Genomic DNA, 6,094 nt, shown 5'->3' on the forward strand with positions numbered 1-6,094 from the left:
GGCCGGGAACATCCAGTTCTTCGGGCGCCAGTCGGGCTTCACAAGCCCTTCATACCAGGCGCCGGGCTTGAACATCCAGCCCGTGATCCCGGCTGCGGCGCTTGCCGCCAGAAACAGCCCGAACAGCCCCCAGTCAAACCCCGCTTCCATGCCTCACGCGCCCTTTCCGATGGCCCGCAGGCCATCCATCACATGCACCAGCTCGGCCGAGATGCCGGGCTCTGACAGGGCATGCCCCGCCAGCCCGACCATGCGCAAATCACAAGCGCGCCAGCCCTCGGCCAGTTTCCACGCGCCTACAGGCGGGCAGATCATGTCGAACCGGCCCTGCACGATGGTGGCGCCCAGATGCTCGATCCGGGCGCGGTTGGCCAGAATCCAGCCATCGCTTTCCAGAAAACAGCTATTCTGGAAGTAGTGGTTTTCCAGCCGGGCAAAAGCGCGGGCGTAATCCGACGGGCTTTCGTAATGCCCGCCTTCGGTGTTCACCGAGGCCAGCGCATTTTCCCATTGCGTCCACAGCCGGGCAAAGCGCATTTCCTCGACCATATTTCCCGAGAACAGCCGCCGGTGATAGGCGCCGATCAGATCGCCCCGCTCCGCCTCGGGGATCGGCGTGGCAAAGCGCGCCCAAAGTTCGGGGTAAAACGCCCCTGCCCCACCGCCATAGAACCAAGCCAGCTCGGCCCGCGTGCCCAGAAACACACCGCGCAGCACCAGATGGCGCACCCGCTCCGGGTGGGTGATGGCGTAAACCAGCGCCAGCGTGGCGCCCCAGCTGCCCCCGAACAGGATGAAGCGCCCGATGCCCAAGGTCTGCCGGATCACCTCGATATCGGACACCAGATCCCAGGTGGTATTGGCCTCGACACTGGCCGTCGGGCGCGAGCGTCCGCAGCCGCGCTGGTCGAACAAGACGACCCGATACACGTCCGGGTCGAAATAGCGCCGCATCGTCGGGCTGCATCCGCCGCCGGGGCCGCCGTGCAGCACCAGCACCGGCACCCCCTCCGGCGCGCCGCATTGTTCCACATAAACCCAATGCCCGCCCGCAACCTCGATCACCCGCTGGTCGAAGGGTTCGACCGGCGGATAAAGATATTCAACTGCGCGCTTTTGGCCTGATCTATGGTCCATGATCATACTATATAACGCCTCAAACGCATTCCGCCACCGGAGAGACCCAGATGACCACCACGATTGACGCCGCCGAAGTGGCGAAGTTCGAGGCGATGGCCGCAGAATGGTGGGATCCGACCGGCAAGTTCAAGCCGCTGCACGAGATGAACCCCTGCCGGCTGGACTATATCACCCGCCAGATCGCTGCCGAGTTTGGCCGTGACCTGACGCAACCCGAACCGTTCAAGGGCTTGCGCCTGTTGGATATTGGTTGCGGCGGTGGGTTGCTGTCAGAGCCCATGGCCCGGCTGGGGGCCACGGTGGTGGGCGCAGATGTCGCCGCGCGCAATATCCCGGTGGCGCAAATTCACGCCGAGCAATCCGGCCTGAGCATCGACTATCGCCACACCAGCGCCGAGGCGCTGGCAGAGGCGGGCGAGCAATTCGATGTGGTGCTGAACATGGAGGTGGTGGAGCATGTGGCCGATCCGCTGGCCTATCTGACCGCCTGCCAGCATCTGCTGAAACCCGGCGGGCTGATGGTTTGCTCGACCCTGAACCGCAATGCCAAAAGCTTTGCCATGGCGATTGTGGGGGCGGAATGGATCATGCGCTGGCTGCCCAAGGGGACGCACGACTGGAAGAAATTCATCACCCCGGAGGAGTTGCTGGACCTGATCCGCCGCGCCGGCCTTGATCCGGTGGATCGCAAGGGCATGGTGTTCAACGCGGTGTCCTGGCGCTGGAGCCTGTCGGAGCGCGACCTTTCGGTGAATTACGTCACCGCCAGCGTGAAGCGCGCATGATCTTCTGGGTGGCGCTGGCCCTTCTGGCGCTTTGGGGCGGCACGGCGCTTTGGGTGCAGCATCGCGCCCCCGGCCTTGCCCTGCTGCTGCTGGCGGGGGGCGGGGTGGCGGCGCTGCGGCTGATGGCCCTGCCCGCATGGCCCGCCCTGGCTGCCCTGGCGCTGGCGCTGCTGCTGTGGTTCTTTTTTGCGCTGCGCCCCAGGCTTGACCGCGACTGGGCGCCCGATGTGTTGCGCATCGTGACGGGCGAGGCGCAGGGCGATCTGGTCACGCTGCATGACATCCGCGCTTTCCACTGGACCAGCGAGACCGAGGCGCAACAGGCTTGGCGCAGCGACAGCTATGATCTGCGCCAGATCACTGGGGCCGACCTGTTCACCTCGGTCTGGGGCAACCCCAAGATCGCCCATCTGCTGCTGAGTTTCGCCTTTGCCGACGGGCGCCATCTGGTGTTCTCGGTGGAAATCCGGCGCGAGCGGCACGAGGTGTTTTCCTCCATCGGCGGGTTTTTCCGCCAATTCGAGCTGGCGCTGATCGCCGCCCCCGAGGAAGACCTGCTGCGCCTGCGCACCACCCTGCGCGGCGAGGAGGTGCGGCGTTATCCGCTGACCCTTTCGCCCGTGCAATTGCGCAAGATTTTCTTGTCTTATCTGGCGCTTGGCAACCGTCTGGCGCGGCGGGCACGCTTCTACAACACGCTGACCGCCAATTGCACCACGATCGTCTGGCAATTGATCCGCGTCGGCGCGCCGGAATTTGGCTGGCATCGCAGCGTGCTGCTTTCGGGCCTGCTGCCCGACTGGCTGCACCGCATCGGGCTGATCGAAGACCCGGCCCGGCGCGGCCACGGGGTGCGCATCACCCCGCTGGCACAAGCCGCCCCGGACGGGGTCGCGTATTCACGGGTGATCCGGCCTCAATAGGCGCGGCGCTCCCTACAAAAAGTCCTCGGCATCAATCAGCGCCATATCGACGCCGCGCAACAGGATGGTGCCGCCATCATGGCTGATCAGCGTGCCTTCATCGACCTCCTCCAGACGATGCGCCCCCGCCAGCCGGATCATGTCCAACCCATCTGTGAAATCTGTGATCACATCGGCACCGCTTCGCCCTGAGAAAACAAACCGGTCGCCCCCCTTGCCGCCGGTCAGCACGTCACTGTGGTTGCCGCCCTCCAGCTGGTCCGCCCCGGCACCGCCCAAAAGCCTGTCCTGCCCCGCACCACCCATCAGCGTATCGGCACCCAAACCACCCGAGAGCAGATCGTTACCTGCCTGACCGAACAGCCTATCCGCCTTGCGCATCTTCAGCACCTGACCGGGCGCAATCACATCATCACCTTCCGACCCCGAAATGCGCAAGGCCTCGGCATTGAACGCGCGTTGCAGGGCTGTCTGATTATAGGTCACATAAACCCCGCTGGCATCGCGCCCCGCCAGCCGGAAAACTGCCCCGGCATCGACATGAAAGCCTGAAATGGTCATGGGGCTGGTAAAGCCTGCGTCAAACTTGATCAAACTGGCATAGTTGAACGAGCCCTCCAACGCGCGCGATCCACTTTGCAATATGGTCACGCCCTCCCCGGAAAGCCCCCCATAAAACCAGTCACCAAGAGAGACCGAAATCGCCCGGCCATAGCCCAGATACACATCCGAACTCCCCATGCCAGTCACCATTTGCGTCATCAGCGCGGCGAGATTTCCCTCAATCGAAATCGAAATCGTCACGGCATTCTCCCAACCGTTAATGTGCGCAACCTGAGGATTACGCGTAACAAAGTCAATCAGCTCCTACCCTCGCCCGGTCAGCCAATTCCCCATACGCGCAAAACCCGAAGTCTTGGGTAGGCCAAGCGCCGTCTCGCGGCGGTCGGCGGTGTTGAGCAGCGCATACATGCCGCGCACGCCCAGCCAGCGCAGCGGCTCCGGCTCCCATTTGCGGGTCTGGCGGTTGACCCAGGGCAGATGCACCAGCGCACTGTCCTGCCCGGTCACCAGATCGGCCAGCGTGCGCCCGGCGAGGTTGGCGGTGGACACCCCCACCCCGACATAGCCGCCCGCAAAGCCCAGGCCCGTTGCCCGATCAAACCCCAGACTGGCGCACCAGTCGCGCGGCACGCCCAGCACACCGCACCAGCCATGGTCGATCCGCGCGCCCCGCGCCGCCGGGAAATGCCGGTGCAGGATCGCGGTCAGGCGGCGCAGCGTCTCGGGATCGGGCACGCCCGCGCGGTCGGTGCCATTGCCAAAGCGATAGGGCACGCCGCGCCCGCCCACGGCAATGCGCCCCTCGCGCGTGCGCTGGCAATAGCAATAGGCATTGGCGAAATCGCCGAAAATCTCGTGCCTCTGCCAGCCGATCCGGTCCCAGACCTCGGGCGGCAAAGGCTCGGTCACGATCTGGGCCGAGTTCAGCGCCAGCCAGTCGCGCCGGTGCCCCGGCAAACCGGGGGTGAAACCCTCGGTCGCGCGCAGGATGACCCCCGCCCGCACGGTGCCGCGCGCGGTGATCACATGGCCGGGGCGATAGGACAGCACCTCGGTCTCTTCCACGATCCGGGCGCCCGCACGTTCCACCGCTTGCGCCAGGCCCTGCACCAGCTTGGCGGGCTGCACCCGCGCCACGCCTTCGACGATCATGCCGCCCAAAGTGCCCGGCACCGCCACCCGGCCCATGGCCTCGGCCGCGCCGATCGCGCGCACACGCGCCGCCTCGCCCCAATGGCGGCGATGCGCCACCTCGGCCCGCAGCCGCGCCAGTTGCGCCGGGTTGGTCGCCACCATCAGCTCCTCCGTGGGGCGGATGTCGGCCTCGATCCTCTCTGCGGCCGCCACGGCCAGCACCTCGGCCACCGTGCCGTTCATGGCCGCCACCATGGCGCGCGTGGCGGCCTCGCCATGGGTTTTCGCGTAGCGGTCATGGCTCCAGGCAAAGCCGCCGGTCAGCCAGCCACCATTGCGCCCCGAGGCGCCAAAACCCGCAAAGTGTTTGTCAATCAGCAGGATATTCAGCGAAGGATCGGCCTTGCGCAGATACCATGCGGCCCAAAGCCCGGTATATCCCGCGCCGATGATCGCCACATCCACCGCGCAATCGCCCTGCAAGGCGGGGCGGGGGGCAGGCAATCCGGCGTCGGCATACCAGAAGGACGGCCCGCCCAGCCGGGTCATGCCGCCGGTTCTTGCAACACGGTGGCCGCCACCGCGCCCGAGCGCAGCATATCTTCCAGCGTCAGCGATTCGATGATGAGGAGGTAAGACCAGAACACCTCGGCGAAGACCTTGCGGATGCGGCAGCTGGCCTCATCGGTGCAATCCTCGCAGCGCTGGTAGGACCGGCGCGACAGGCAGGGCAGCGGGGCGATGGGGCCATCAATCAGGCGCAGCATTTCGGAAATCGAGATGTCACGCGGCGCCTTCACAAGGCTGTAGCCGCCGGCCCGGCCCCGGGTCGAGGCGATGACCCCGGCATTGCGGATTTCCAGCAGGATATGCTCCAGAAACCGCTTGGGCGTGCCCGAGCGTTTGGCGATTTCTTCGATCGTCAGCGCCGAGGGCACCTCTTGCGCGGCCTCATCGGCCAGGGTCAGCAGGGCTTTGAGGGCGTATTTCATCTTCTGCGTGATCATATGAAATCCGTAAGGGCAAAGCCGTGTGGAATCAATGCGACAAGAGATTTAGGGCGCTGAAAGCCGCAGGGTGGCGCGAAAGCCCGGATGCAGGCTTTCCAGTTGCAGGCTGCCCCCTGCCGCGTCGGCAATGTCGGAGACGATGGCAAGGCCCATGCCCTGCCCCTCGCCGGTTTCGTCAAGCCGGACCCCGCGCTGCACCAGCCGGGCCAGCTGCGCCTCCGGCACGCCCGGCCCGTCATCCTGGACCACGATTGCCACGCCCTCCGGCAGTGCCAGGCTGCGCAGCAGCACCCGGCTGCGGGCATGGCGTACCGCATTCTCGGTCAGTGCGCCAAGCGCCTCGGTCAGATCGTCGGGGTCGATGCGCGCGCGCAGATCGGCGGGCGCCTCCAGCACCCAGACCAGCGCGGCCCCGGCAGGCGTGCGCTGCAAGACGCCCTGCACCCGGGCCAGCACTTGCGCGGGTGCCGCACTGGCCTTGCGCCGGTCCGACTGGATGCGCGCCCGCGCCAGCTCGCGGTCGACGAGGCGGCGCATG

Annotated in this window: 8 protein-coding genes; 2 read left to right on the top strand and 6 right to left on the bottom strand. The window is 66.0% G+C overall.

Annotated features, from left to right (window positions below; translation table 11 throughout):
- The coding region (locus JNN06_RS04450) for a TspO/MBR family protein (RefSeq protein ID WP_291238392.1) at window positions 1-150 on the bottom strand (150 nt) is incomplete at its 3' end.
- Window positions 151-153: 3 nt separating this feature from the next.
- Window positions 154-1,137 (bottom strand): prolyl aminopeptidase, encoded by a 984-nt coding sequence (gene pip, locus JNN06_RS04455; RefSeq protein WP_291238385.1) that lies wholly within the window; start codon window positions 1,135-1,137, stop codon window positions 154-156.
- A gap of 50 nt (window positions 1,138-1,187) precedes the next feature.
- Between pip and ubiG the strand changes: the two genes are divergently transcribed.
- A complete protein-coding gene (gene ubiG, locus JNN06_RS04460; RefSeq protein ID WP_291238386.1) occupies window positions 1,188-1,925 on the top strand; it encodes a bifunctional 2-polyprenyl-6-hydroxyphenol methylase/3-demethylubiquinol 3-O-methyltransferase UbiG in 738 nt (245 codons plus the stop codon).
- Window positions 1,922-2,848 (top strand): DUF4105 domain-containing protein, encoded by a 927-nt coding sequence (locus JNN06_RS04465; protein ID WP_291238387.1) that lies wholly within the window; start codon window positions 1,922-1,924, stop codon window positions 2,846-2,848. Before ubiG ends, JNN06_RS04465 begins: the two co-directional genes overlap by 4 nt.
- Window positions 2,849-2,860: 12 nt before the next feature.
- Here the strand turns inward: JNN06_RS04465 and JNN06_RS04470 are convergent, their stop codons facing one another.
- The 4 genes from JNN06_RS04470 to JNN06_RS04485 all read right to left on the bottom strand — a co-directional run.
- Window positions 2,861-3,652 carry a hypothetical protein gene (locus tag JNN06_RS04470; RefSeq protein ID WP_291238388.1) on the bottom strand — a complete coding sequence of 264 codons (792 nt, stop codon included), beginning with the start codon at window positions 3,650-3,652 and terminating at the stop codon, window positions 2,861-2,863.
- Between the two features lie 63 nt (window positions 3,653-3,715).
- Complete coding sequence (locus JNN06_RS04475) at window positions 3,716-5,095, bottom strand: FAD-binding oxidoreductase (protein WP_291238389.1); 1,380 nt, start codon at window positions 5,093-5,095, stop codon at window positions 3,716-3,718.
- The gene (locus JNN06_RS04480; protein ID WP_291238390.1) at window positions 5,092-5,553 is read right to left on the bottom strand and encodes an Rrf2 family transcriptional regulator; all 462 of its coding nucleotides are present in this window, start codon (window positions 5,551-5,553) and stop codon (window positions 5,092-5,094) included. Before JNN06_RS04480 ends, JNN06_RS04475 begins: the two co-directional genes overlap by 4 nt.
- 48 nt (window positions 5,554-5,601) lie before the next feature.
- Window positions 5,602-6,094, bottom strand: a 493-nt coding sequence (locus JNN06_RS04485; protein WP_291238391.1) for an ATP-binding protein, incomplete at its 5' end; no start/stop codon positions are given.

Origin of the sequence: Gemmobacter sp. (genome assembly GCF_016792925.1) — a bacterium.
Taxonomy (GTDB): domain Bacteria; phylum Pseudomonadota; class Alphaproteobacteria; order Rhodobacterales; family Rhodobacteraceae; genus Gemmobacter.

What these genes read in the sequence shown, in the direction of transcription:
- ubiG (WP_291238386.1), top strand. Translation starts at nt 1,188, where the DNA reads ATGACCACCACGATTGACGCCGCCGAAGTGGCGAAGTTCGAGGCGATG.
- JNN06_RS04475 (WP_291238389.1), bottom strand. Translation starts at nt 5,095, where the DNA reads ATGACCCGGCTGGGCGGGCCGTCCTTCTGGTATGCCGACGCCGGATTG.
- JNN06_RS04480 (WP_291238390.1), bottom strand. Translation starts at nt 5,553, where the DNA reads ATGATCACGCAGAAGATGAAATACGCCCTCAAAGCCCTGCTGACCCTG.
- pip (WP_291238385.1), bottom strand. Translation starts at nt 1,137, where the DNA reads ATGGACCATAGATCAGGCCAAAAGCGCGCAGTTGAATATCTTTATCCG.
- JNN06_RS04465 (WP_291238387.1), top strand. Translation starts at nt 1,922, where the DNA reads ATGATCTTCTGGGTGGCGCTGGCCCTTCTGGCGCTTTGGGGCGGCACG.